At 59.6% G+C, this 25,528-nt stretch carries 16 protein-coding genes, 1 rRNA gene and 4 pseudogenes; 10 read left to right on the top strand and 11 right to left on the bottom strand.

Annotated features, from left to right (window positions below; genetic code table 11):
- The 7 genes from bcsB to bcsE are packed head-to-tail and all read right to left on the bottom strand — an operon-like array spanning position 1 to position 9,164.
- Entirely contained in the window at positions 1 to 2,301 is a 2,301-nt protein-coding gene (bcsB, locus tag FQ187_RS21985; protein ID WP_149631079.1) for a cellulose biosynthesis cyclic di-GMP-binding regulatory protein BcsB, read from the bottom strand.
- A complete protein-coding gene (gene bcsA, locus FQ187_RS21980) occupies positions 2,298 to 4,892 on the bottom strand; it encodes a UDP-forming cellulose synthase catalytic subunit (RefSeq protein WP_149631078.1) in 2,595 nt (864 codons plus the stop codon). Before bcsA ends, bcsB begins: the two co-directional genes overlap by 4 nt.
- Positions 4,889 to 5,611, bottom strand: coding sequence for a cellulose biosynthesis protein BcsQ (gene bcsQ / locus FQ187_RS21975; protein WP_149631077.1), 723 nt, complete (start codon positions 5,609 to 5,611; stop codon positions 4,889 to 4,891). The genes bcsA and bcsQ overlap by 4 nt, the downstream gene beginning before the upstream one ends.
- The gene (gene bcsR / locus FQ187_RS21970; RefSeq protein WP_149631076.1) at positions 5,608 to 5,850 is read right to left on the bottom strand and encodes a cellulose biosynthesis protein BcsR; all 243 of its coding nucleotides are present in this window, start codon (positions 5,848 to 5,850) and stop codon (positions 5,608 to 5,610) included. Before bcsR ends, bcsQ begins: the two co-directional genes overlap by 4 nt.
- Complete coding sequence (gene bcsG / locus FQ187_RS21965) at positions 5,820 to 7,448, bottom strand: cellulose biosynthesis protein BcsG (protein ID WP_149631075.1); 1,629 nt, start codon at positions 7,446 to 7,448, stop codon at positions 5,820 to 5,822. Before bcsG ends, bcsR begins: the two co-directional genes overlap by 31 nt.
- Positions 7,435 to 7,626, bottom strand: coding sequence for a cellulose biosynthesis protein BcsF (gene bcsF / locus FQ187_RS21960; RefSeq protein ID WP_149631074.1), 192 nt, complete (start codon positions 7,624 to 7,626; stop codon positions 7,435 to 7,437). The genes bcsG and bcsF overlap by 14 nt, the downstream gene beginning before the upstream one ends.
- Positions 7,623 to 9,164: a cellulose biosynthesis protein BcsE gene (gene bcsE / locus FQ187_RS21955; protein WP_149631073.1), complete on the bottom strand. Its 1,542-nt coding sequence runs from the start codon at positions 9,162 to 9,164 to the stop codon at positions 7,623 to 7,625. The genes bcsF and bcsE overlap by 4 nt, the downstream gene beginning before the upstream one ends.
- A 701-nt stretch (positions 9,165 to 9,865) precedes the next feature.
- Here bcsE and FQ187_RS21950 point away from each other — a divergent pair.
- A pseudogene (locus FQ187_RS21950) lies at positions 9,866 to 10,761 on the top strand (type I secretion C-terminal target domain-containing protein); the annotation flags it as partial.
- Between the two features lie 148 nt (positions 10,762 to 10,909).
- A complete protein-coding gene (locus tag FQ187_RS21945; RefSeq protein WP_129439553.1) occupies positions 10,910 to 11,248 on the top strand; it encodes a tryptophan synthase subunit beta in 339 nt (112 codons plus the stop codon).
- A gap of 168 nt (positions 11,249 to 11,416) precedes the next feature.
- On the opposite strand, the gene lapD is transcribed toward FQ187_RS21945, so the two are convergent.
- Positions 11,417 to 13,363 carry a cyclic di-GMP receptor LapD gene (gene lapD, locus FQ187_RS21940; RefSeq protein WP_149631072.1) on the bottom strand — a complete coding sequence of 649 codons (1,947 nt, stop codon included), beginning with the start codon at positions 13,361 to 13,363 and terminating at the stop codon, positions 11,417 to 11,419.
- A gap of 14 nt (positions 13,364 to 13,377) precedes the next feature.
- Positions 13,378 to 14,070 carry a cysteine protease LapG gene (lapG, locus tag FQ187_RS21935; protein ID WP_149631071.1) on the bottom strand — a complete coding sequence of 231 codons (693 nt, stop codon included), beginning with the start codon at positions 14,068 to 14,070 and terminating at the stop codon, positions 13,378 to 13,380.
- 233 nt (positions 14,071 to 14,303) lie between these two features.
- On the opposite strand from lapG, the gene FQ187_RS21930 reads away from it, so the two are divergent.
- The 5 genes from FQ187_RS21930 to FQ187_RS21910 all read left to right on the top strand — a co-directional run bounded on the left by FQ187_RS21930 (position 14,304) and on the right by FQ187_RS21910 (position 21,319).
- Positions 14,304 to 15,014: a GntR family transcriptional regulator gene (locus FQ187_RS21930; RefSeq protein ID WP_149631070.1), complete on the top strand. Its 711-nt coding sequence runs from the start codon at positions 14,304 to 14,306 to the stop codon at positions 15,012 to 15,014.
- 682 nt (positions 15,015 to 15,696) lie between these two features.
- Positions 15,697 to 16,473 carry a DUF3050 domain-containing protein gene (locus tag FQ187_RS21925; RefSeq protein WP_033056172.1) on the top strand — a complete coding sequence of 259 codons (777 nt, stop codon included), beginning with the start codon at positions 15,697 to 15,699 and terminating at the stop codon, positions 16,471 to 16,473.
- On the top strand, positions 16,470 to 17,399 hold the full coding sequence (locus FQ187_RS21920) for a diiron oxygenase (RefSeq protein ID WP_149631069.1): 930 nt from the start codon (positions 16,470 to 16,472) through the stop codon (positions 17,397 to 17,399). The genes FQ187_RS21925 and FQ187_RS21920 overlap by 4 nt, the downstream gene beginning before the upstream one ends.
- Positions 17,400 to 17,412: 13 nt before the next feature.
- The gene (locus tag FQ187_RS21915) at positions 17,413 to 20,829 is read left to right on the top strand and encodes a non-ribosomal peptide synthetase (RefSeq protein ID WP_149631068.1); all 3,417 of its coding nucleotides are present in this window, start codon (positions 17,413 to 17,415) and stop codon (positions 20,827 to 20,829) included.
- 22 nt (positions 20,830 to 20,851) lie between these two features.
- Complete coding sequence (locus FQ187_RS21910) at positions 20,852 to 21,319, top strand: SRPBCC family protein (protein ID WP_149631067.1); 468 nt, start codon at positions 20,852 to 20,854, stop codon at positions 21,317 to 21,319.
- A 57-nt stretch (positions 21,320 to 21,376) separates the two neighbouring features.
- On the opposite strand, the gene FQ187_RS21905 is transcribed toward FQ187_RS21910, so the two are convergent.
- Positions 21,377 to 23,257, bottom strand: a complete 1,881-nt coding sequence (locus FQ187_RS21905) for a methyl-accepting chemotaxis protein (protein ID WP_149631066.1) — start codon at positions 23,255 to 23,257, stop codon at positions 21,377 to 21,379.
- A gap of 271 nt (positions 23,258 to 23,528) precedes the next feature.
- On the opposite strand from FQ187_RS21905, the pseudogene FQ187_RS21900 reads away from it, so the two are divergent.
- From FQ187_RS21900 to FQ187_RS21890, 3 pseudogenes are all read left to right on the top strand, one after another.
- Positions 23,529 to 23,680: pseudogene (locus FQ187_RS21900) on the top strand (sigma factor-like helix-turn-helix DNA-binding protein); the annotation flags it as partial.
- 26 nt (positions 23,681 to 23,706) lie between these two features.
- Positions 23,707 to 24,327 (top strand): annotated as a pseudogene (locus tag FQ187_RS21895) (FecR domain-containing protein); the annotation flags it as partial.
- Positions 24,328 to 24,415: 88 nt separating this feature from the next.
- Positions 24,416 to 25,072 (top strand): annotated as a pseudogene (locus tag FQ187_RS21890) (secretin and TonB N-terminal domain-containing protein); the annotation flags it as partial.
- A 155-nt stretch (positions 25,073 to 25,227) separates the two neighbouring features.
- Here FQ187_RS21890 and rrf read toward each other — a convergent pair.
- Positions 25,228 to 25,343: ribosomal RNA gene (gene rrf, locus FQ187_RS21885) — 5S ribosomal RNA — on the bottom strand.
- Positions 25,344 to 25,528: the final 185 nt, after the last annotated feature.

Genomic DNA, 25,528 nt, shown 5'->3' with positions numbered 1-25,528 from the left:
CTACTCCTGGCCAGCCAGACGACGACGGGCAGCCCAACGTAATGCACGCCACAGCAGGAAAGCCGTCAGCAGCACACTGATGGTGGCCATGGTCGCCAGCAGGATCGGGTGCTCGGACAATTGGTACCAAAGCAACAACCACCACGGAAGATGGCCGACGAAGTACTGCTGGCCCACCCAACTGCTGCCAACGCCACTGCTGCGGATCAGGGCCACGGAACCGGTAACGGCGTCTAATTTTCCAGTGTCGCCCAAGGTGTCGCGCAGCAGTTGGTAATCGGCGTCATCACTGGCCAGCAAGGCCACAATGCTGCGCTGTGGGTGATACGGCGACTGCAAGCCGACGATGGCGGCGATCGGTGCATGGGCGCTGACGTCGACGCGGTTGGCACCCAGGTCGCGCTCATCGCTGAACTGGCCGACGCGGGCCGATTTACCGTTCTGCTCATTGGACGGTTTGAGTAGCCAGGCACGCGTCTTGTCCAGCACCAGATTGGCATCGGCACCATCGCCCACCCCCGCAGCCATGGCGCCGAAGACCAGCAGATCGACATCTGCCTTCGCGTCGTCCCAGTTGTCCGACAGCCGCAAGTCAAACGCTGGCAGGCCTGAGCGCGCGGAGATTCCAGCAATGGTCTCGAACAGAGTGCTCAGTTGCACAGGTCGACTGTGGGCCGGGACCATCACCAGGGTTTCCGACAGGTCAGCCATCCGGCTGTATGGAAAACCGCCTCGGGCAAAGGCGCGCAGGTCTGGCATGGCGATGTAGTGATAGTAGCCGGACAGGTCAATGGTCGACTCTTCATCGATCACGGCCTGGTTATTCACCGGCAGCGAAGTCTGGCAACGGTCGCGCTGGGCACTGCCATAGGTACTGGCGAAGTTGAAGTCAAAACGCAGGGTGTTACGGTCGCCAATCTTAAGCGCCGGCACCAGCAGCTTGTCGCTGAGGTTAGCCGATTCGTTGGACAACACTGCCAGGCGCAACTCCTCCAGACGACTGTCGGTCTTGCTTTGCAGCGGCAGGCTGGTGATGAACTGGTTGTTCAGGCTGATGGTCAAGCGCGACTCGTCGTTGACCGACGGTGGCGTATAACGGAACTTGGTTTGCAGCGGAATCCCTTGGTTACGCCAGACGAACAGGTCCGGCGGCAGATTCACGTCCACCGTGATGGGCCGTGGCTGCAGACCGTTGGCCTGAAGCTGCTCGGGGTACTTGATCAACTCGGCGAAGCGTACCGAACGGTCCGTGCGCATCCAGTTCGGAGCGTCATAAGGCACCCGGGGTTTGAGCTGCTCGACCTTGTTGACGGTTACGTTCGAACCACGAAACGTGCCTGCGCCCAAGGCCAGGGCGCGGGCAGCCACAGCCAGGTCATCGTCGTTTCGACCCAACACCAGCAACACCTTGCTGTAGGGATCCTGCGGGTTGTCGATCATCTGTACAACGGGCGCATCCACCACCGGGAACTTGTTTGTGTCAGCCAGGAAGGACGGGCGATGATCGTTGGTGGCGAAAACAATGGCCGACCTGGCGCGATGGTGTTCATCGGCCGGCGGAAGCTGGTCGAAGAGAACGGGGAACTGCGCACCACGCCAAGCGGCCTGGCTGCCGAAATAGGACGCCAGGATACCGGCTGCACGCTGCTCGCCCAGGGTCGGCGCATCGGCGAAGACCAAATTGAGGACCGGCTTGTCCTGACCTCGATTATCGAAGAAAGGCATCGGGAAATAGGCCAGGTCGTTCTTGAGCGTCAGTGCCTGCTCCTGCAACTGGATCTGGCTACTGCGCCCCACGTTCAACCATAGCGTGCTGTTGGCCGGATCTTCGCAGATATCGGTGTAGTGACCGACGAACTCCAGGCGTACGCGGTTGAAGTCCGCAATCAGACGCGGGTCCAGGGCTACCGATTGGTTGACCCTCTTGCCCAATTGGTCCTTCTCGATTGGCACAACGCTCATCAGCACGTCATTGAGATACACACGTAAATGCGAGATCTGTGGCAGCAGCGAAGGCGACGGCGTGTACTCCAGCTGCAGTTTCGCGTCGCTGGCGATGCGATCACGGCGCAGGCTGAATTCGATCTGGTCGCTATTGTGGATGCCCAGCAATAGGCTGTCGGCGGGACGGCCCAGCTGTTCGAAGGTGTACGCGGTGCTCCAGCTCGGTACGTTGCTGACCGCGGCCGGCGCAACAGGCACAAGCACAGGAACAGGAACAGGAGCGGTGGCGGCCAAGGCGCAACCGGCAGCCAGGAGCGCCAGACTGGCAACAAGGGATTTGCTGAAGTAGCGGCTCATGGTGCGCTCACTGATCGAGAGTTGGGAGTTGAGGCAACTGCCGGCATGCGCGGCAGAAAACTGGCCAGCCAGCGCAACATTCGCAAAGGCGGGCCGGCGATGCGGCGGATCCAGACAGGCAAGTATTCGTAGAGGCGGTAGTAACCGGTGCCGCCCAGTTTGACGATGTCCAAAAAGCTCTGCAGCGGGCGATCCGGGGTGAAATTCTCGTCCCAGTTGAGCCAGGCGTCGGCGCGGGCGAACGTGCACTGCACAAAGTCGATTTTCTGTTGTGCATTGAGGCCGGTGAAGCTGATGCCGATGAAGTTCTTGTGGCTGCGGCAGATATAGCCCGGGAACAGGAATTCACGAGTGCCGCGCTTCATAATCAGGGAGATGCTCCCGCCCACCGCTAGCGACAGCGAGGTGTCGAGCTGGATGCCTGCGCCACCGTCGGAATAGTCCTGCAACATGCCTGGGTAAGAGTGACCACTTTCAAGGCGCACTGCAGCGGGTAACTTGACGTTTACACGGTGGGTCTGGCGAACCTGGCGCGCTTCAGCGGCGACCGCCATGGCGGCCCCAATGATCACCAGGTTGTAGACCACCCAGAGAATGCTCACCACAACGGTGACGATCTCGTCGCGGGGCCCGCAGATCAGACGCCAGATGGCAAAACCCAGGCCGGTAATGTTCAGCAACGACAGTAGCAAGTACGGTTGGGCGATTTTCCAGTCAAACTGGTTGTGCTCCATCAGGCCGCCCTTGGCGGTGACGTTGAACTTGCCCTTACTGGGGTTGAACAGTGCCACGGTAGTGGGGCGCGCGATGTACCAGGCCAGCACGGTCTCGTACACCTCACCCCAGAACGTCCGACGATAGGCGCCCTGCATCCGCGAGTTGGTGAGGCTTGCGTGAATCATGTGCGGCAGCACGTACAGCAGGATCATCAGCGCCGGGGCGTAGATGATGTAGGCATGCAGGAACAAAAACGCCATCGGCGCCATCAGAAACACCAGGCGCGGCAGGCCGGCCAAAAAGTGCATCATCGCGTTCGCGTAGCAGATGCGCTGGAAGAGGGTCAGGCCTTTTCCGAGCAAGGGGTTGTCGGTACGGAATATCTGCGCCATGCCACGGGCCCAGCGAATGCGCTGGCCGATGTGTGCTGACAGACTCTCGGTTGCCAGGCCGGCCGCTTGCGGCACCTTGATATAGGCCGAGTTCCAACCGTTGCGGTGCAGGCGTAGCGCCGTGTGGGCGTCTTCGGTAACTGTCTCGACGGCAAAGCCGCCGATCGCGTCCAGCGCGGTGCGCCGCAGCACCGCGCATGAGCCGCAGAAAAATGCCGCGTTCCACATGTCGTTGCCATCCTGAATCAACCCGTAGAACAGCTCGCCTTCGTTGGGGTGCTCGCGGAACACATTGAGGTTGCGCTCAAAGGGATCCGGTGACAGGAAATGGTGCGGGGTCTGCACCAGCGCCAGTTTCGGATCACGCAAAAAGCCCCCGGTGGTGATTTGCAGAAATGAGCGCACAGGTATGTGGTCACAATCGAAAATGGCGACCAATTCGCTGTTCAGCTGCTTCAGCGCATGGTTGAGGTTACCGGCCTTGGCGTGTCGATTGTCGTTGCGAGTGATGTAGCCCACTCCGACTTCAGCGGCGAACTGGCGGAAACTCTCGCGTCTGCCGTCGTCGAGAATGTAGATGTTCAGCTTGTCGGCCGGCCAATCGATGCCCATGGCCGCGTACACGGTACCCCGCACGATTGACAGGTCTTCGTTGTAGGTCGGGATCAACAGGTCGACGCTGGGCCACAGGCGCGTGTCGCGGGGCAGCGGCGCCGGTTTGCGGCCCAAGGGCCAGCAAGTCTGGATGTACCCCAGGATCAGCACCACCCAGGAATAAGTTTCGGCCACCAGCAGGATCATCCCGCAAGCCAGGTCCAGAGGCTGGTTCCAGTTCAGGGTCGAGGTGTAGCGCCACCACAGGTAACGGCACGAGACGATGGTCGACAACACCACCATCAGCAGCGTCGAAAAGCGTCCCGGAACCCGCCGCACCAGCATGGCCAGCCCCCACAGCAGCAAGACGAACACCAGTTGGGCGACGTAGCCGAAGGGCTCGGTGATGCACAACAGTGTAAAAATGAAGGCGACGACACCGATGGCCAAGTTGACCCATCGTTGGTTGCGACGGTCCAGGCCTTTCCACCAATGGCTGCTCTGGCGAATCTGCTGGCTGGCCTCGGCGCGCACGGGCAGTTCTTCCAGCGCCTTTCCGATCCGGGTCCACAGCCGCAGGTACAGCGCCCCGACGGCTTTAAGCCAGGCTGGGGTCGCCAGCGTCCACGCCGGCGGCCTGGTCGGGCGAACCAGCAGCAGCCAGAGGCTTTGCACCGCATAGCGCAACGGGTCGCCCAGGCTCGGTGCCTTGTTGGTCAGTTGCGGATACCAGCGCTTGGGCTGATCGAGCACAGCGCGCCAGTTCGGTGACTCCAGGCGCAACAGCAGCCACGCCAGGGCACTCATTGTCGCCAGCAGCAGCGCAACTGGCGGCGCACAGTCATAGCGCCGCCGCAGGTGAACATAAGGGAAAACGCGGGCGATCATACCGTCTCCAGGCGTCGGGTCAGGCACCAGATGGCCAGACTCAACACATCCTGGGCAGCCAAGCTGGCTTCGGCATAAGCTCCCACCGGCTTCTTGAACGCCAACGCTTCGCGCATGGCTTCATCCTGATGCACGCTGAGTGGCAACAGGCGGGCACCATATTGTTTGCGCCAGATCAGCAGCAGGTCGCGCTGCAATTGGCTGACCGGGTCGAAGCGGTTGATCAGCAGATGCTCGCTGGGGACTTCTCCCTGCTGCAACAGCACATGGCAGGCGGCATCCGCCTCGACTATCCGCAGGCGCAACGCACAGGGCCCAATACGAGCATGACCGGGCAATCGCAAGGGCACATCGAACAGGATCCAGTCAAAGTGTTCGGCAAGGCTGGCCTGTCGGCGGCGCCACAGCTTCGGCTCCCTGAGCAGGTGTTGCTCGATTTGATCCTGCTCTTCCAGTTTCAGGCGACCATAAGGCAACACGTTCAATCCCGGCTCCACGGTCCAGGCCTGTGTGTTCCAACCCACACCGTCGATCATGGCGCGCGCCCAGCCGCCGGGTTCGCTGACGCTGACGCCGAAGTGCAGGCGAAGCAGGTTCTCCGGACACATGTCGACCAGTAGCACACGCTCGCCGAGACTATGCAATGCATGACCAGTGGCCGCTAGCAGTGAGCTGGTGCCGACGCCGCCGCGCAGACCACGCAGACTAAGGGCGGTCACGACAGCGTCTCCAGGTCGGACTCATGCACCATCGGCAGGACAGCCGGTTGCCGGCGCTCCATCTCCGCCAGCAGCGGCCAGCGATGTAGGGCTTTTTGCAATTCGATCTGCGCAGAGATGTCCACGTAGTCCAGTTCGGGCAGCTCAAGCTCCAGTTTCAGGCGGGCGATGTCATCGGCACGATCCGCACGCGACTGCACCCCGGCCTTCACTTGAAGCGCTGTGGGTAGGGCAGCCATCCTGCTTTCTCCTTGATCCGTATGTAAGGTTTTCCGGCGTAGTCAACGACCACAGTGCCAGCGTTTTCGGAGACTGCCGCCGTCTGCGGCAGGTTTCTCAGCAGTGCCGGCCAGTTGGGACCCTGGCCATCCGCCTGGGGTTGGGCGCTGTACAGACGACTGATGATTTCCGACAGGGCCAGGAAACTACTTGGCTCGGTGATATGCAGTGGTGTGGCATTGGGGTTGCGGCCCATGCCCACCAGCTTGATGCCGACCGGCACATGGGTGATGGACTGGCTCGGTATCTCGCGCATGCCGGATATCTGCATGCGGTCGCCATGCAGCGCCGCGCCATGCTCCGGCACAATCACCACCACCACCCGACGGCCACTGAGCTCCAGTTGTTTAATGAAGCCATTGAGGTCGTCGATCAGCCCTTGGGCACGCGGTTTGTAATCACTGCTCTTGGTGCCGCCATCGGCGGTCAACGCACGGTTGCCGTCATGCAGCGTGGTGGTGTTGTAGAACAGCGCCACGCGATCGCTCTTTTCTTCTTCGCGGTGCTTCCACCAGGTGTTCAATACCTGAGCATCGCGCAGGATCGGCGAACCGTCGAAGCCCACCAGTGCACGCGGCAATTTGCTGGTACTGACGGCGGGGGCCGGCAACGAACCTTGGGCGCGGACTTCGTCAAGGAAGCCTTCGAACTGCCCGGTGTGGTTGAGCATCACTTCGCTGGAAAAGCCCAGCTTGCTCAAATCGTCCATCAACATGCACTGCTCCGGGGCAGTGCCGTAGAGCTGGCTGTGCGGAACCTGCCCACAACTGGCGCGCAACAGGCGGATGGCTGCCGGGCCGCTGTAGGAAGTGGCCGAGTTGAAGCTGTCGAAAATCACGTCCATCTGCTGGAACAGCGTGTTATCGCGCAGGTCCACGGCTTCCAGATCATCCCAGGCCATGGAACAGATATTGATCAGCAACAGGTCGAAAGGCTGCACGGCAGAAGTCGCAGGCTTGAACTCCACCTTACGTCCGGCCTCGTTGCTATAGAACTTCTGCAGGTAGGCTTCCAGTGTCGCGCTGTCCGGGACGGCCGTGCTCACCGCAGCCATGGAGGCGCCACTGGCCGGCGCCGCGACCGGCTCGCTGCTGGTGTGCAGGGCCAGCACATTGGCGCTGGCCAGCCAGGCCAAACCCAGCACGCTCAAAGTGGTCAGGCGCAGCCAGTGACGGACGAAGGCATAGAGCACCGCCAGCACAGCCAAGAGCGCGCACAGGTTCCAGTCGATGAAACGACCCGCCAGCTCGACCACGTATGCGCCGCTGAAACTCATTACACCAGGCTGGGCCAGCAGGCGGCTGAAAGGGGGCAGCCAGGTATCCTGGTAAAACAGCGCAACGCCCACGGGGATCGCAATGACCGTGCGCAGGATACGCAAATAACGATCCGGCAACGGCAGCAGCAATGCCGCAGCGAACACCAGGTTGGGCAATACTTGCAGGTTCAGGTAGCCAGCCCACAGCAGTACGAACTTAAGGATGAAATACAGATTCCAGGGACCCAGGCCCGGCCAGACGCGCACTGACGCCGGGTTAATGACTTCATACCGGCTCATGGGGCTCGCTCTGGGCAGGGACGCGACGACGCACGCCGCAGGATTTCAGGTAACGCGGGGGCAAGAGGCCCTGCACGACGGCCAGAAAATAGCGACCGAACCTGATCAGTACCACGATCAGCGCCAAGGTCAGCAGGCTGCTGAGGCCAATCACCTGGATTAGCTCGGAATAACTCATGAACAGGGATCCGTAATGGGTAGTGTGGTGCGTTGAGGCGAATAGGCGCCACGCCCAGCGGCTTTGGCGGAACTACCGGCTGTGCGCTCTTCTGCCAGAAGGAACGCGGGAGGCAGCAAGGCTGCCATGAGGAAGTCCTCGCGCGGCAACGCTTCAACGCCGGGGAGAATCTCGAAGTCGCTGAACAGATCGCGCCAGGCCAGCCGGCAGATATTCCCCAATGCGGGTTCCAGCCCGTCCGCGCGACAGGCAAACAGGAACAGATAAAAGGCACCGTTGACCACGCAGGCGACGTCACCGAAACGACGCAAGCTGATTTGATTCAAGTACTGCTCGATTTCCAGGCCTCCGCGCGGTATCAGTTTGAGCAGTTGATGGCTGATTTCGCCAGAGGCGCCGCTGTAGACGCGCTCCACCATGCTGATGAATTCCCGGGGCGCTAACAGGCCACGCTCGGCGGGCGGCCGCAGGCGTTCGAATAGCGATTGGAAGTCGGTGGTGCGGCTCCGGCGCCAGATCTGGCCCTGGGCACTGTCGATGATGCTGAAGAAGTGTGCCAGCGTAGTCCCATAGGGCACGGTGATGTTGGCGCCGCAGGACACCAGCAGACGTTCGTCCCGATAACGCAGGCAGGGCTCCATCTCGCGTACGATGATCTTCAGCGCGATGCCGCAGCGCTCGCGCAGGGCGTGAATCTGACGGGCTAACTCTTCGACCTGCAGGTTGTTGTCGATGGCCACGATGATGCTGGCAGCACGAGCGTGGCTGGCTTGCTGGAGCAAGTCCTCGCGGTTCTCGAACAGCCTCCATTGATCCGACATCGGCGGCGAGCCCTCAAGCACAGAACGCTGGGTCAGGTAGATCCGCTGGTCATCGGTATGGGTCAGTTGCACATTGGCCTGCTCATTGACCGATAGCGCAAAACCGTCCACCTGCAACTCGAGCTCGAACTCCTGCCCGCTGCACACGCCCAGTTCGCTGTGCCAGTAGTGCAATTGATAGCGAATACCACCATCACGGCGATAGAGCTGAGCGAGCCCGGAGATCGTATCGTTGAGCCGCAACAAACGATCATGCAGCTGAGGCGTCTGGCCATGACTGATCACCAACAGGGGGCATTGGCGTGCGCCCAGCCATTTCCTCAGGGACAGGCAGCAATACCGCAGCTCTGGCGCGACGTCGCTCTGCCAAGCGCTGTCCGGCAGCATCAGCACAATGGTAGTGCCAGCAACCGGAGCAGCACGGGTCAGCTCGCCGACCAGCGATTTGAGAGTCAGGCCGATATCGTCTTTTTTGATGTCAAACAGCTTCAGCTGACCAGGACCGGTATCTGCCGCCAGCTTCTGGGCCAGGTCCTGACTTGAATGTCCGCAGCACACTAACATCCCTCGCGCATTGGCCGGCATCGCTGCCAGGCACTGGACCGCCAGCGCGGCAGAATCGCTCGCCTGATCCACTGCCACCCAATAAAGCCCGCCGTCGCGCAACAGGATCTGCTCATCACGCAGATGGCGAATGGCTAAGGTGACCTGACTCAATCGTAGTTCCCTTCTCTTTGAACCGGATGCGGCACGATCAGCACCTCCTCTCCGGTAAAGCTTTGCAAGAGTGTCATTTTTCTGACGAACAATAAGCACTCCGAGCCAGGCTCAGTGTCAGGATTAATCAGCAAAAATAGGATGTTGCACTGCCAGGTAACCCCCCGTGGTGCTCAGGGCGTCAGCTTTCAAAGCAATATAGAGCCGCAGGAAGTAGATGAGACATCATATTCTCCGCCGATCACCATTCCCGGACTCTCATACACCTCGAAAATGGCGCGCAATTGTTATGATGTCGGACTGCCAGTGTCAATAAGTCGTAAGCAATGAGGTCAATTATTGCGGACAAACGGTAACGCATGACATTTCGCCGTTTTATTGGCGACCAGGTGATCAGCCCAATTTCAACAAGCTGATTGCTGACATCCGTAGCCCATACGCTTGAGAGCCGTATTGAGGGTGTTCTCGCTGATCCGCGTTGATAGGTCACTGCGATGCGACAGCAAAAAACGCTGTGCTGAACGCCTGCGCCTGAGCAGCTCACGGACTATCGCTCTGCTGATAGGCATTACCACTGATCAGATAGGAGGCCTTCCGGCGGCGGTACCCACTACAAGGACGTGTTCAAAACCACGGCCAACTGGTTCCAGAGCGCCGATGCCGTTGCCAAAAAGGGCGCGACGACCCTCACGTACTTCATCACCGACGGCAAACCGACTTACTACCAGAGTGATGAATCGACAACCCGAATCTGTATAACGGCGCCAAACTCGCCAGCGTAATCACCACCAGCAACTCCCACTGGGGCAAAGCGATCAGCCTGTACCCGGACAGCAACCACCAGATCGATCTCACCGCTTCGGGCAACGTCACAGTCTGGACCAAGTCCGGCGACAGCTGGTCATATAAAGATTTCGGCACACTGCACGCCCAAGGCGATGGTACGGATGAGTTCTCGTCCCGCGGTGGCAACGGCAGCAGCACCGGCTCCAGCGCCATCGACAACTCCACCGACAGCTTCGCGTTGCTAAGCAAGGTATAGACGGTAGAAGCCATCGGCATAAACAAGGATGTCACCCTTGGCGATCTGAAGCCGTACGACTCGGATAAAACACCGCAAACCAACATCGATCCGAAAGACCTGGCCAACTCGATCATCGGGCACACCGAAGCGACGATGCCTGGCGCCGACACGGTCAATGACGGCGGCAAGGGCAATGACATCCTGCTCGGTGGCACGGGGAAAGACTCGCTGATGGGTGGTTCGGGTGCCGACACCTTCGTCTGGAAGACTGGCGACACCGGCAGCGACGTGATCAAGGACTTCAAGGCCAGCGAGGGCGACCGCATCGACTTGCGCGATCTGCTGCAGGGTGAATCCGGCAGCACCATCGACAACTTCCTGAAGATCACCACCGTGGATGGCGTTTCGTCCCTGCAAGTCAGCTCCGCCGGCAAGTTCAACGGCGCCGACGCCGCAGCGGCAGCACCGGATGTGACGATCAAGCTGGAAGGCAACAACTGGTCCACCGCCAACATTAACTCGTTGATTGCCGGCAGTGACCCGACCATCAAAATCGATCACAACAACAGCTGATCCAACGAAAAACGGCCGCCCTTATGGGGCGGCCGTCACGTTTGCGCCCAACACCCCGGTGACGATTTCCTCGCCGCACCGCATACTCACGTCCAGTTGGCCTATGCTGCTGACAGCATGACGCTGGTCCATTTCCGAGGGATGTTCAATGTTCTACGTGCAACGCGATGCGCAAGGTCAGTTAGTGCGCGTGGAAGCCGCGGCCTACGCCGAGGCCACGGAAACGCTGCCAGCCGACCACCATGAAATCCAGGCCTGGTACGCCAACGAGGTAGTGGAAACCAGCCTCAAACAGCTCAAGCAGAGCGACCTGGAAATGATCCGGGTACTCGACGACTTGATCCAGGTGTTGACCAGCAAGGGGGTGATCCGCGTCACCGACCTGCCGGCCGCCGCCCAGGCCAAGCTGATGGACCGGTCACACGCCCGTGAAGCGTTGGGTGGGTTGAGTCAATTGATCGATGATGATGAGACGGGGTTGATCTAGCGCCCCGTTGTTATCTGTACGGACGCCTTCGCGAGCAAGCCCGCTTGACACATTAGATCTTCAGCGAACACAGCATGTGTGAGCAGCCGAGATTCAATGTGGGAGCGGCGGTGCGACGATTCGACTTGCTCGCGAAGGCGGACTGATTGACGATTCAGCTATGAAGCCTTACTTCCAAGGCTTCGGCTCACCAAACAACTGCCCCTGAACCCCATACAACCCCATCTCACGAATCACCATCAACTCCCCTGCCGTCTCGACCCGCTCGGCAATCAACGGCAAATCGATGCTGTGCGCCGCCCGCTGAATCGCCTCGATGAACAGGCGCTTGTCGCTCTCCTGATCAATCGCCCGGATGTAACTGCCGTCGATCTTCAGATACGCCAACCCAAGCCGTGCCAGGTTGCCGATCATGCTGAAGCGCCCGCCAAAGCGTTGCAGGCTCAGGGAGAACCCGAGTTCGTGCAGGCGTCGCGTCAGTTCTTCCAGCATGGCTTGCTCCGGCAGCTGCTCCTCGCCGATTTCCAGGGTCAATCGCTCCCCGAGATCCGAATGCTGACGCAGTATTTCAAAGACTTTATTCAAAGCCTGCGGATCGGCCAGCGTCGCTGAAGACAGGTTCAGCGCCAGGGACTCTTCATGGTCGGCCATCTGTTCAAGCACCAGCTCCAACATCAGACGGTCCAACCGCGCAGTCCAGCCAAAGCGCTCGAGCCACGGCAGGAAGCGCCCGGCGGGAATGGTCTGGCCCTCGTCGTCGATCAAACGCGACAGCACCTTGTAATGCAGCACCAACTGCGTGTCCTGGGCGGCCACCACCGGTTGGAAATACAGCTCGAAACGCTGCTGGCTCAACGCCTGATCCAGCAATTTATGCCAGGTATGATGGTCATCGCCGACGCTGCCCGACGCGCTGTGATCCAGGCAAACCCAACTCGAATCACCCTGACTTTCCGCCTGAGCCAACGCCTGATCGCCCAACCCGAGCACCGCTTGCGGGGAGTCGCCAAAAACAAACGACGCCAGCCCGATCGAGGCCACCGAGGCTACGTCAGTAGCGCCCGTCGCGTGCAGGCTCGCCAAGGCACTGTCGAGATTCTGCGCCAGTTGCAGCGCTTCTTCGCGCACCAGCCCCGGCGCCAGCACGGCGAACTCACCGCCGCGAATCCGCGTCACAAGGTTCAGGGTTTCCGGGTATTTGGCACACTCTCGGGACAACTGCTCGCCCACCGCTTTCAACAACTGGTCAGTGCGCTGACCGCCCAACCGCTGGTTCAACCCGGCCAGGTCCCTGACCCGCAACAGCAGCAGATAACCGGAACTCGCCTGCTCCGGATTGCTCACTCGGGCGTTCAATTGCATTTCGAAATAACGACGGTTGGCCAGCCCCGTCAGGTTGTCCTGATAGGACTCGGCCCGCAGCTTTTCACTGCGCTCGGCCTGTTCCTGGAACAGCGCTTTAAGCTTCTCGACCATCTGGTTCATGGCCTGCACGACACGCCGCAGTTCCGGTGTGCGCGGCAGTTGCGGCAGGCTGAGGAATTCGCGGCGAGCGATGGCGTGGGATTGCTTGACCAAGTAATCCAACGGCTTCAGTTGCCGGCGCAACAACAGCGCCCCCAGCACCGCGCTCACCGCACCGCAGATCAGCAACCAGCCAAGACTGCCCAGCGCGCTCTGCCAGAGTTTGGCCAACGCGAACATCGGATGGCTGACCACTTCGACCCGCGCCGCCTGCTCCCAGCCATGGCTGACGAGGGCATCACCACCGGCGGATTCCAGCCCGATCATTTTGACGAACCAGTCCGGCACGTTATTCACCGCTGGAATGCCGCTGCGCTCGACGATGGTCTGATCGGTCTTGAGGTCGACCACGCGGATGCTCGCGTAATAACCGCTGTCGAAGATCGAACTGACCAGCAACTCGACCATCGCCGGGTCGTCGATGTTCGGCGTCAGCGACAGCGCCAATGCCGTCGCGGCGTCCTGGGCGTGGGAGCGCAGCTGGTTGACGTATTGGGTGCGCGAGCTTTCCAGGCTGACCACGAAGCTACCGGTGAAGGCGATCACCAGGATCAGGCAGATAGCGATCAACAGCTGTTTGAACAAGGACATCTGAGCGCGTGCTCCTAGTTAGTCGTCTCGACCGGGAAACCTTCGGCCTGCATTTTCTTCAACACATCCTGCCAACGAGACAGGCGTTTGGTGTCACCGACTTTCTTGTTGCCCTTGGCGCCCGGCAACCACAACCCTTCGGCATTAAAAGAGTAGACCGGCAGCAAATCGGTTCGTTGGCTGGCCGGCTTGATCGCATCGATCAGGCTGTCGAGTACCAGCGGCATGGCCTCGGGGCTTGAGTAGTAGGTCAACACCATGTGCGCCCGATTCAGGCGCAAGGCCTTGACGTAAGTGATGCGCAGCTTGTCACTGGCGACGCCGAGATGACGCAGGCTGAAATACTTAGCGATCGCGTAATCTTCGCAATCGCCGGCGCCCTTCCAAAGAGCCTCGATGGGTGTTTCCCAATAATCGACCTCGTGCCACAGGTCGATGTCTTCCTCGTAACGCATCTGTTTGTTGAAGAACTGGTTGACCACATTAAGCTGTTCCAGCTCGCCGACCTGCTTTTGCGTGGCCAATAAGTGCTGCCAGGCATCAATGCGTGGCTGCCCTTCGCCCAATGGCCCGTACAATGCCTGCGCGCGACGGCTGATCAGCGAAAAATCCCAATCGGCATGCAGCCCGCCCAGCAAAACGCCGGCCAGCAGCAACGCGCAGCACAGCCAGCGCAAAGTCCGAGGGATCGCGAAACGTACCGCCAATGCGAGGCATCCAGGTCAGACAGGTGGAAATCGGTCGATGGTGTAGGTTAGCCCGGCAAAAGACAATGGCACGGTGAGATCACTGCTGGCGCGCTAGACTTTGTATGGCGGGTGCCATGAAAAACATCGCGGCCACGTCAAGTTGCGATCTTTTGTCCGTTTGACAACCTGTCAGGCAGTCACTACGGTCCTCTTGGATCCGAATTTATTTCAGTCAAACAGGGTGCGTAGTTGTGACACAGAAGCTCAATCCTCTGAACAGCATCAAGGTCAACGGGCCGATTCCCGCTCACCTGGCACGCTCGGTGATCGAAGAAACTCTGCGTTCGGCCATTCTCGACGGTCGCATTCCCTGCGGCACCGCCCTGCGTCAGCAAGATTTGGCCGATCTTTTCGGTGTCAGCCGAATGCCGGTGCGCGAAGCCTTGCGCCAACTCGAAGCCCAGGCGTTGCTCAACGTGATCGCTCATAAAGGCGCGGTCGTCGCGCCGCTGGTACAGGGCGATGCCGTGGAAACCTATGCACTGCGGATCCTGCTGGAATCCGAAGCGTTGCGCCTGTCGATCCCGTTACTCGTTAGTGAGGATCTCGAACAGGCTGCCCGCTACATCGACGAACTGGAAACGGAAAACAACTACACCGAAATCGGCCGGCTCAATCGACTCTTCCACATGTCGCTGTACTGCAAGGCGCCGAACCAACGGCTATTGAGGCTGGTGGAAGACGGATTGAACGAAGAGGAACGCTTCCTGCGCTTCAACCTGGAAGCCATGGGCCTGGGCAAACTGTCCCAGGAAGACCACCGGGCTCTCTTGCTGGCCGTCGAAGACAGGGACATCGAGCCCGCGGTGACGTTACTCGAACATCACCTCAACCGAGGGGTCGAGGTCATCACGCGCTACCTCAACAGCCCCGAAGCGCTGAACAAGAAAACCTCCAAGTAAACCGCGCCGGCAAGCCTGAGCGAGCAGATCGAACTGCTCGTTCTCGCTTGCCGCGCTGCGCTGCGCCCCTCTCCAAAGCCCTGCCCTCGATTTACCCCTCTCAAGACCAACAATGACTCCGAGTCGATGACGCGCCGGTGATAGCGGCTGTCGTGATTTACGCTCACTCTTGGGCTGCCAACAAATAATGAACGGGCGACGCACCGCACAAGCGGCGCAGTCCCCGCACCAAGAACCTACGGAAGGAGTCTTGCCACGGGAAAGGAAGAACCGGCGTTGATCCCAGTCAACTTCCACCCCCTCTAACCACTTCAGCGATTCAACTAGAAAGTTGCTTCGAGTGAGGCATTCACTCTTTATTTAAATTCTGACGATTATCAGTCGGAAGGAGTAACTACGCCAAAATAAAACTTAAAACAAAAGTCTTATTGGAACTTCTCGCGCCGAATAAATATGAACTTTAAATTAATTAAAAAATAACTTGCCCGACACTTTATTCGTGTATTAGTTTTTCTCCGCCGCCCCTAAATACAGGCGACAAGCCAATATCTGGCAACTTAAATTGAATGCACACACATCGATTAGTTTGAGGCATTCGCTCGCCAATAGAAGACTTTAACCGACAATCACTTATTGATCACAGCCCCCATAACGGCATTCCAAATCACTTATAGGCTCACTCATGAAAACGAATAAAGACCGCCTCAACCAGAAAAAAGCAGAACTTAGTGCGCATCCGATTTTCTCCGAAATTCATTCGCTGTCGGTACTTCAACGTTTCATGGAAACCCATGTCTTTGCAGTGTGGGATTTCATGTCGCTGACCAAGCGTCTGCAACAGGAGCTCACCTGCGTGCAACTGCCCTGGTTGCCGCCAAGAGACCCGCAAGCGGCTCGGCTGATCAATGAAATTGTGCTGGGTGAGGAGTCCGATGATCGCCCAGCCCAGGGTCACTACAGCCATTTCGAGTTGTACCTGGATGCGATGCGCGAGGTCGGTGCCAGCACGGCGGTGGTCGAACGCTTCGTCGCGCTGCAAAAAGAAGGCGTGAGTTACGACGTGGCACTGCAAAGCGTGGACGTCGATCCGGCGGCAGCGCAGTTCGTGCGCAACACGTTGCACACCGCGTTGCATGCACCGGGGCACAGCGTTGCGGCGGCATTTCTGCATGGTCGCGAGAGCGTCATCCCGCAGATGTTCCAGCGAATTCTTGATGACTGGGGCATCGGCATCGAACAGGCGCCGACCTTCCGTTACTACCTCGAACGGCACATCGAAGTCGATTCCGAAGACCACGGCCCCGCCGCTGAAAAACTCCTCGCCCGGCTGGTCAATGGCGATCCGCAACGCGAGGAAGACGTCTACGCCAGCGCCATCGCCGCCGTGGAAAGCCGCATCGCCCTGTGGGATGGCCTGCGCCTGAGCATGAGCGAACCTGTTGCCGAGGTGAACGCATGAACGCCGCCGACTACCAATCCTTCGCCGATGCCTGGGAAAGCCGCGCGACCATCCGTACTCGCCCCCGGCGCGTGCTGGAAAACGACGACAAGCTGATCTACCCGTTGAGCCGTCAACCGTTGGTGCTGAGCGAAACCTTCCTGCGCGAATGCCCAGAACAACTCGACTTTGCGCTGGTGCAGACGCTCTACAAATTCATCAACGACGTAGTGATTTTCGAAACCGAAATCGTCGACAAGACCGCCCGCAGCATCGCCAAGAATCGCTTCGCCGTGACCTTCCCGTTCGCCTGCCGCTACGACGCCATGACCGTGGTGGTGGACGAGGACTACCACGCGCTGGTGGCGATGGATTTCATGCAACAGACCGTCGCCATGACCGGCATCACGCCCATCGAACTGCCCGATGAAATCGAACTCAGCCGGGCCATTCCAGCGGCCGTGGCGCTTGCGCCGGAACACTTGCGCAGCGCCGTGGAATTGATCTGCGTGGCCATCGCCGAGAACACCGTGACCGGCGATGTCGCGGCGTTCGCCAAGGACGACACGGTCAAGCAGTCGATCAAGGGCCTGATGGCCGACCACTTGCTCGACGAAGGTCGCCACTCCGGATTCTGGGCGCGGCTGGTGCGCATCTACTGGCACACAGCGAGCGAAGACGACCGCCGCTGCATCGCGCACATCCTGCCGGTGTTCATCGGCCATTACCTGACCAACGACATTCAGAAGTCGTTCGACTTCCGCCTGATCGAATCCTTGCAGATCACCGATGCCACGCGCCACGCACTGAAGAGCGAAGTGTCGGGGCTGGCCTTCCCGATCAATCGCCATCACCCGCTGGTCGCCAACATCGTGCGGTTTTTCCGCAGCAGTTCGCTGCTCGATTCGCCGTGCGTGCAAGACGCCCTCAGCGATTACCTGGTTTAACGAGGAGCCCATCATGAGACGTCTCGACATTCTGCTCATTGGTCAAAGCCAGGCCCTGACCGCCCTGGCGCTGGAACTTGAACAACACGGTCATTCTCTGGTGCGCCTGACAGCCGTCGACGAGCAGCCGTTGGGTAACGCTGATTTGCTGATCGACGACGCCAGCCTGCCTGTTCAAGACGTCGGCCATGCACCGCGACTGACGCTGCAACTGGGTATCGGTGTGCCTGGGATTTCTGGCCTGCCGCCACTGGATGTGCTGTGCACGTACGGTTCGACGCTGTTCACTCGCGTACCGATCACCGACGAACCTTCGGGCAACGGCCAGGCATTGCGCCTGCGGGCAGTGGCAGAACTGGTCGATCACGTGGCGCTGCTGGTCAGCCGTTACTCTCGCGATGCCGACTATTTTCTGCTGACCGCCCCTGCTGCTCCCGCTCGCTTCGAGCATGTGGAAAACTTGCTTTACCTGGAGAATCTCGCGTTTTTCCATCGGCTCAATCTCACGGCGGCACCTGCGCTGCTGGCGCTCAGCCAAATTCCGATGATCGAGCGCCTTGAGCAGCGCTTCATCCAGTGTGCCGAACGACCCGCGCTGAACATTGCCGGCGCGTCCCTGAGCTATCGGCATTTGCACGCCCACAGCCGCGCCATCCAGCAGCGTTTGCAGCCGTTGCTCGCTCAGCATCACGGACCGTTGGTGATCGGGGTCTGCCTGCCAAAATGCAGCGCGTTGTATGCGGGGATTCTCGCGATTCTTGGCAGTGGTGCGGTGTACCTGCCGCTGGAACCGAGCCATCCTCTGCAACGTCAACAGTACATTCTGGAAAACGCCGGGGCAGTGTTGCTGCTGCATGACGGTGACCACCCGCTCGCGGCGCAAATGCCGGGACTCGACATCAGCCGCATCGACATCGGGGATGTGGATCTCGATCAACCCTTGATGCGCCAACGACCCGATCCAGACGCGCCGTGCATGGCGCTCTACACCTCGGGCACCACCGGCCATCCCAAAGGCGTGTTGCTCAGCCAGGCCAACCTCGCGCACTTCACCGCGTGGTACGCCGAGTATGTGCAGCTGACCGAACAGAGTCGGGTGCTGCAATTTTCTTCATTGAGTTTCGACTCGTCGCTGATCGATATATTCCCGACCCTGCTCCAGGGCGCCGAGCTGATCGTGCCCGGCGATGATCAGCGCCGCGATCCGTTGCAACTGGTCGAGCTGATCCGCCATCAGCATCTGAGCCACGCCTTTTTGCCGCCGGCGTTGCTGAGCATCCTGCCGCTGGATCAATTGCAATGCCTCGATCACGTAATGACCGGTGGCGATGTCTGCGAACCCTACGTCATTGAGCAGCTCACCCGTCAGGGCAACCTCTACAACCTCTATGGCCCGACCGAAGCGACGGTGTTGATCACCGCGCGGCAACTGCGCACCGGCGACAGTAACCGCACCCTCGGCGCGCCTATCGCTAACAGTCAGGTGCTGATTCTCGATGAGGATTTTCACCCGGTGGCCGAACAAACCGTCGGCGAGCTGTACATCGTCGGTCCGGGCGTGTGCCTGGGCTACCTGAACAACCCGCAGCAGACCGCCGAACGTTATCTGAACCTGAGCCTGCCGGATGGCCAGAGCCTGCGCGCCTACCGTACCGGCGACATGGCGAAGTGGACTCGCGACGGCATCGAGCTGTGCGGGCGAAGAGACAATCAGGTGAAGATTCGCGGCTTTCGGGTCGAACCAGAAGAGATCGAACGCTGCCTGCGCGACAGTCAGTTGTACCGCCAAGTGGCAGTGGTTATCGACAGCCATCGACGGATTCTGGCGTTCCTCGCACAGCCTCAGGAGGATCAACCCGGCACCGCTCGGGAAGCGCTGAAAGCCCACTCGATGCAGTTTCTGCCGGATTACATGCAGCCCACCGCCTGGACCGAACTGCCAAGCATGCCGTTCGCCAGCAACGGCAAGGTCGACCGCAAGGCGCTGCTGGCAATGCCCGTGAATGTGTCCGAAAACACGCTGCGGCGCTTGCCCGCCAGTGCCGACGAGGCGCTGCTGCTGGAGATCTGGGCCGAGCTGCTGGAGCTGCCGGCCAGCGATATTTCCACCGACGAAAGTTTCTTCAACCTGGGCGGCCACTCAATCCTGCTGTCGCGCATGCTCTTGCGGTTGCGGGAAGAGTTCGGGCGCAGCATCTCGATCAACCGCTTCATCGAATTGCCGACCATTGCCAAGTTGGCGACCTTGGTGCGTGGCTCCGGCACCGAGGAAGTACTGAGCGAAAAGGCCTTGGCCGATGCCTTCCGCGAACTGGATATCCAGCCGTTGCCGGTCAACCGCATGGGCGATGTGCACAAGGTGATCGTTACCGGCGCCAACAGCTTTGTCGGCGTGCACATCGTCGAAGCGTTGCTCGCCTGGGGCGCCAGCGAAGTCGCCTGCCTGGTGCGCGATGGCGGTGGGCAATCGGCGGCCGAGCGTTTTGCCCATGCGCTGCGAGAAAACCGCTTGGAGCATCTGGACCTGAGCCGGGTGCGGGTTTATGCGGCGGACATTACGCGTCCGTCATTGGGGCTTGAGGCGGACGTTTACGAGCGACTGGATCGGCAGTTCGGTGCGTTGGTGCATAACGCCGCCAACGTCAATCATGTACTCGATTACGAGTCACTGGCGCGGGATAACGTCGAGCCGATTTTCGAGTGCCTTCGGTTGTGCGAAGGGCGCAGCAAAAAGGTATTCAACTTCGTCTCGACGCTCTCGGCTTCCAGCACGATTACCGCCGATGGCCGGGTGCTGGAATTGCCCGCGGCGCAGACCCCACCGATCTACATCAAGAACGGCTACAACCTGTCCAAATGGGTCGGTGAGCGGATCCTTGAACGGGCTCGCGAACGTGGCGTTCGGGTCAATCTTTATCGCCCCGGCAACATCAGTTTCAACAGCCTCACCGGTGTCTGCCAGCCGCACAAAAACCGCTTGATGCTGATGCTCAAAGGCTCGATCCAGCTCGGCCAGGTGCCGGAGTTCGCGCTGAACTTCGACCTGATGCCGGTGGACTTTCTCGCACGGTTCATCGCCTTCCATGCCAGCCGTTATTCAGCCGAAAAAGCGGTGTTCAACCTGCACAACCCCGAACCCCTGAGCTGGGATGCCTACGTCGCATCATTCCGTGAGACGGGTCGGGAGTTTTCCATGGTCAGCGTCGCCGATTGGCAGCAACAACTTGGCCGGGTCGACAGCGACAACGCGCTGTTCGGCGTACTCGGTTTCTACCTCAACGGCTTCGAGGAAGACATCGGTGACATCTCAATGATCGGCCACGCCAACGCCCAGGCGGGCGTGCGGCAGATGGGCACGCATTACCCGGAAAAATCCCCGGCGCTGCTGCGCCGCGGCTGCGACTACCTGAAAGAAATCAACTTCATCTGACTCACTCAACCGGAGCAAAACCATGAAAACCCTACAACCCGATACCCTGATCAAAAACCCTCAAGGCTGCCACGTGGTGTCTTCAGTGGAAGTGCCGGCCGATGCCAAGAAGGTCTGGGCAGTGGTCGGTAACTTTGCCGGCTTCGATCAATTCATTCCGGCGCTGTCGCACATCGAGATGACCGGTGAAGGCGTGTCGTCCCTGCGCAAGAAATTCTTCAAGGACGGCAACCTGGTGGTCGAGCAACTCAACGCGCGGGATGACCGGGCGCTGAACATGACCTGGACCACGATTTACAACACCTTGGGCGTGGCCAATTTGTGGGCGGCGATGAGCGTCGAACCGCTGGGCGCGGGCAAATCCCGAGCGACCTGGACCATCATCGCCGAACCCGCACAGGGCGGCGCGGAGGCATTGCCGGGGTTCAAGGATTTTGTGCAGGGCTTTGCTGATGACTCAATGAATAATGTTTTGAAGCTGTTTGCGTAGGGCATGAAAAAGCCCGCAGTGGATAACTCCACCGCGGGCTTGTTTTACATCGTTTGATCAGATTTTGAAGCTGTCGACCAACTGCTTCAACCGGTTTGCCTGCAGGGACAACGCATCGCAATCCTTCAACGTTTCATTGAGGTTGGCCACGCTCTGTTGGTTCAGCAGGTTGATCTGGTTGACGTCGACGTTGAGGGTTTCCACGACCGCTGTTTGCTCTTCGGTCGCCGCGGCCACCGACTGGTTCATCCCGTCGATTTCGCCGATGCGCTGGGTCACGCTGACCAGTCGCAGACCGGCCTGGTTCGCCACTTCGACGCTCTGCTCGCTGGAGACCTGACTGGCGTTCATCGTGGTCACCGCTTCACGAGAACCGATCTGCAGCGAGGTGATCATCTTGTGGATCTCCTCCGCCGATTCCTGAGTGCGGTGAGCGAGGTTACGCACCTCGTCCGCCACCACCGCAAAACCACGACCGGCTTCACCAGCGCGGGCCGCTTCGATGGCCGCGTTGAGCGCGAGCAAGTTGGTCTGCTGGGAGATGCCTTTGATCACATCCAGGATGTGCCCGATGTTGTCGGTGCTGGCGTTCAGGGTTTCGATCTGCGTGCAGGACAGGCTGATTTTCTGCGACAACTCGGTCATCGCCAGAATGGTTTTCTCCACCACCTGACGACCGTCATCGGCCTGCTCGCTCGCGCCGCTGGCGTGCTGGGAAGCATCGGCGGCGTTGCGGGCGATTTCCTGGGTAGCGGCGCCCAACTGGTTGATCGCCGCGGCCACACTGTTGGTGCGGGCGCTTTGCTCATCGGACCCGACGATCGAGGCGTTGGACGAAGCCATCACCCGCTGCGACAGGTCGTGAACCTGGCGGGTTGCCGACGACACTTCGGAAATCGACGCGTGAATTCGCTCCACGAACTGATTGAAAGAACTGCCCAACTCGCCGAACTCGTCTTTGCTTTCCACGGCCAGACGTCGGGTCAGGTCGCCCTCGCCTTGAGCGATGTCCTGCATCGCACGACTCATGGTGGTCAGCGGACGCATCAGCACGTTGATCAGCAGGCTCAGCAGCACGGCAATGGCCGTCACGGCGATGAACATCGCGATCAGCGCAGAAGTACGGAATTGGCTGAGTGGTGCGTAGGCCTTGTCCTTGTCGATCGATAGTCCGATGTACCACTCGGCATTCGGCAAACCACTGACCGGCGTGAACGAAAGGATACGGTCCTGCCTGTTCAGGGTGACTTCCTGGTTGCCCTTCTCGATGCGCACGCGGGCGTTCGGGTAGATGTCCTTCAGGTTTTTCATCACCTGATCTTTGTCCGGGCTGACGATCACCTGACCGTCGGCGCTGACCAGGAATGCGTGGCCGATGCCACCGAAATCCACCGAGTTGATGATCTTCACCAGCGTTTCCAGGCTCAGGTCGCCGCCGACCACGCCGAGCAACTCGCCGTTCTTTTTCACCGGCAGGGCGATGGTCACCACCAAGCCACCGACGGCAGCCATGTAAGGCGGGGTCAGCATGGTCTTGTCGGCAGCCACGGCCTGTTTGTACCAGGGACGCTGACGCGGATCGTAACCGTCAGGCATCTTCGCGTCCGGGCGCTGAGTAAACAAGCCGTTGGCCTGGCCCACGTAGGTGAACTGGAAGTTCGAGGTCAGGGCCGGTTGATTGACCAGCCCCGGGAGGTCGGTATTGGCGCCTTGATGGGCGACGTTTTGCGCGAGGTTTTCCAGCACCAGCACGCGGCCGCTCATCCAGTTCTGCACGCTGCTGGCGGTCAGATCGCCAGCCTGCTGGACGCTCGATTCAAGGTTTTGACGGATGGTGTTTCGCTGCAGATAGTCGTTGTACAAAGTGAACAACGCAAAAGCCAGCACCACGACGCCGGAGGCGGCCAGAAGGATTTTATGGCTGAATTTGAGATTCATTTCATGGGACTTCTTATGCAAAAAGTGGGGATGCGTTCCGGGTTGCAACATTCCATGTAACAGCGCAGGCAGGGCTCTTGGGCTGCTCTACTTTGGTGCACGCATGTCTCCTCAGGCTGTCGGCACAAACCGGAAAAAACTTAGGCGTTTGTACGAAATGGTCGGCATTCCTGTCAGATACCCGCCGAACGGCGTGCCAGCGTGCCAGAGCCACACTTTTGTATGTGGTCTGCTGCAAAGAACCGAACGCCTGGAATTCAAGGCTCCCCGTGCACCGAAAGTGCGTCAGGCGTTTCTGCTTGCGCAGTGCGAGGGCTTACCCACAAACACATCGCCGAGCAGATGGGTTTGTCTCTGCGTTCGGTGGAACGCTATGTGGCCGACGCGCTGTATCACTGCTACGTGCTGCGGTATGAAACGTGATGCCTGTGGATAACTTGTCGCTGAATCGGCGCGGTTTCCAATTGCCCGACGGCACACGACTGGAACTCAACACCGCCAGTGCAGTGGATCTGGATTACAACGCGCAGCAGCGGCTGATCAAACTGACTCGCGGCGAGATCATCGTGACGTGCAGCGGAATCGACGAAGGATCTTCGTTTGATCGACCGCTGCGGGTGCAAAGTCGCCTGGGTGTGTATGAAGGTGTGGGGGCACGTTTCATCCTGCGGTAGGACGGCGACTGCACGCGCCTCAGTGTTACCGGCGGCATGGTCCTCATACATGCGCCACTTGCCGCGGATGGCACACCGACCCAGGTGCAGGCCGGGCAGAACTATCTGATCGATCATCACCAAGCGAGGTTGGCGCCACCGCTGAACATGGATGCAGGCGCTTGGGTCGACGGGTTGATCGTGACTCGCAATATGCGGCTGGGGGATTTCCTTGATGAAGTCGGACGCTATCGCCACGGTTATCTGACGTGCTCAGCGGACATTGCAGACTTGCGGCTGTCCGGGGTTTTCCGCCTGGAGAATACCGACAGGTTGCTGGCCATCCTGGCGCAAACCCTGCCGGTGCAACTGCGTTATCGCACTCGCTGGTGGGTGACGCTGGAGCGACAGGCCTGAATTATTTTTGGCGGGTTTTCCGGGCAAGTCCGGCTTAGTCAGTAAGCACTTCAATTCTGAACTCAGCGACTTCCTACGGAAACCTACAATGACTGTGCGCGCCACCTGTAAGAACCCTCTTCATTTCGCCGCCGATTCAGGCGTCCTGCGCAACGCCGTACGCGCTGCGCTGTTCTATACCGCGCTGGGTATCGGCGTGTTGCCGACACTGGGCGTAGCGGCAGCGAGCAGCGAGGTCAGCAGCCACCGTTACAACATTGCGGCAGACCCATTAAGCAATGTGCTCAACCAGTTTGCGCGTCAGGCGGGCATTACCTTGTCCATGACGCCTTCGCAAACCGGGGGCCTTCAGTAACCCGGCGTGCAGGGCGAGTATTCGGCGGATCAGGCACTGCGTCGTTTGCTCAGCGGTTCGGGTTTGGAGGCCGTGAGTCAGGATGGCAGCAGCTACGTGTTGCGCCAGGTCGCCGAAACCGAAGCGCTGGCATTGCCCACCACCGACATCAAAGGCTTTGCCCTCGGCAATGCGCTGGGCAGCATGGACGATCAAGGTTCGCAAACCGTGTCCCAGGCCATGCGTTACACCCCCGGCGTGCTGACCAACCCTTATGGCGCAACTCACCGCTATGACTATGTGACGCTGACCAGCAAGAGGCCGCTGTATGAGGCCTACCACCAAGTCCAAGCCACGGCGGGCACTCAGGGTCAGCGCGGCATGGGTTTCGACTTCAGCGGCCCTGCGGATGCACTCCAACAAAGCCAGCGCTTGAATTAGGGGGCTGGCTTTGTCGTCTCTGCTGGAACATTCCACTGGTTTGGCGATGGCGTTTCTGAGCGTTTAGCGAGCCCAGAACGACAAAACCCCTGTCTGCGTTAACAGACAGGGGTTTCGGAATTCAATCTTGACGATGACCTACTCTCACATGGGGAAACCCCACACTACCATCGGCGATGCATCGTTTCACTGCTGAGTTCGGGATGGGATCAGGTGGTTCCAATGCTCTATGGTCGTCAAGAAATTCTGTGACCAGCCCGTTACAGCGTAACGTGCCAGCAAAATTGGTAACTTCTACTAAAACAAAACCCCTACCTGCATACGCAGATAGGGGTTTCGGAATTTAATCTTGACGATGACCTACTCTCACATGGGGAAACCCCACACTACCATCGGCGATGCATCGTTTCACTGCTGAGTTCGGGA

The organism is Pseudomonas sp. ANT_J28, assembly GCF_008370005.1.
Classification (GTDB): Bacteria; Pseudomonadota; Gammaproteobacteria; order Pseudomonadales; family Pseudomonadaceae; genus Aquipseudomonas; species Aquipseudomonas frigoris.
The sequence above is the reverse complement of the archived record's forward strand: the minus strand, read 5'-3'. Positions and strand labels throughout refer to the sequence as shown.

What these genes read in the sequence shown, in the direction of transcription:
- FQ187_RS21920 (WP_149631069.1), top strand. Translation starts at nt 16,470, where the DNA reads ATGAACGCCGCCGACTACCAATCCTTCGCCGATGCCTGGGAAAGCCGC.
- FQ187_RS21925 (WP_033056172.1), top strand. Translation starts at nt 15,697, where the DNA reads ATGAAAACGAATAAAGACCGCCTCAACCAGAAAAAAGCAGAACTTAGT.
- bcsR (WP_149631076.1), bottom strand. Translation starts at nt 5,850, where the DNA reads ATGGCTGCCCTACCCACAGCGCTTCAAGTGAAGGCCGGGGTGCAGTCG.
- FQ187_RS21905 (WP_149631066.1), bottom strand. Translation starts at nt 23,257, where the DNA reads ATGAATCTCAAATTCAGCCATAAAATCCTTCTGGCCGCCTCCGGCGTC.
- bcsB (WP_149631079.1), bottom strand. Translation starts at nt 2,301, where the DNA reads ATGAGCCGCTACTTCAGCAAATCCCTTGTTGCCAGTCTGGCGCTCCTG.
- FQ187_RS21945 (WP_129439553.1), top strand. Translation starts at nt 10,910, where the DNA reads ATGTTCTACGTGCAACGCGATGCGCAAGGTCAGTTAGTGCGCGTGGAA.
- bcsG (WP_149631075.1), bottom strand. Translation starts at nt 7,448, where the DNA reads ATGAGCCGGTATGAAGTCATTAACCCGGCGTCAGTGCGCGTCTGGCCG.
- lapD (WP_149631072.1), bottom strand. Translation starts at nt 13,363, where the DNA reads ATGTCCTTGTTCAAACAGCTGTTGATCGCTATCTGCCTGATCCTGGTG.
- bcsA (WP_149631078.1), bottom strand. Translation starts at nt 4,892, where the DNA reads ATGATCGCCCGCGTTTTCCCTTATGTTCACCTGCGGCGGCGCTATGAC.
- FQ187_RS21910 (WP_149631067.1), top strand. Translation starts at nt 20,852, where the DNA reads ATGAAAACCCTACAACCCGATACCCTGATCAAAAACCCTCAAGGCTGC.
- bcsF (WP_149631074.1), bottom strand. Translation starts at nt 7,626, where the DNA reads ATGAGTTATTCCGAGCTAATCCAGGTGATTGGCCTCAGCAGCCTGCTG.
- FQ187_RS21915 (WP_149631068.1), top strand. Translation starts at nt 17,413, where the DNA reads ATGAGACGTCTCGACATTCTGCTCATTGGTCAAAGCCAGGCCCTGACC.